This is a genomic window from Rhodoferax ferrireducens (genome assembly GCF_003347515.1).
Lineage (GTDB): Bacteria > Pseudomonadota > Gammaproteobacteria > Burkholderiales > Burkholderiaceae_C > Rhodoferax.
In genome coordinates this window covers 1-255 of the sequence record NZ_QEII01000150.1, presented here as the reverse complement: position 1 = coordinate 255, position 255 = coordinate 1, and the positions used below count along the sequence as shown (strand labels likewise).

General features: G+C 51.4%; 1 protein-coding gene. It reads left to right on the top strand.

Annotated elements, in window-relative coordinates; translation table 11 throughout:
* Positions 1–255 (top strand): serine hydrolase domain-containing protein (locus C5P05_RS00780; protein WP_157979160.1); only part of this gene is annotated, 255 nt, incomplete at both ends.

The following is a 255-nucleotide window of genomic DNA, read 5'->3' as shown; positions in this document are numbered from 1 at the left end:
CATTGTTTCGCAGCGCGGCGCCATCCTGTTCCGCAAAGCCTATGGGTTGGCGAATATGGAGACGAACGTTCCGCTCCAACCGGAATTCCCATTACGCACGGGCTCAGTGACGAAGCAATTTACCGCTGCGGCGATCATGTTGCTTGCTGAGCAAGGCAAACTTTCTTTAGCGGATGAAATCGAAAAGTATTTTCCCGAATATCCTTTGCCTGGACGTCACGTCACCATTGAAAACTTGCTCACGCATACGTCTGG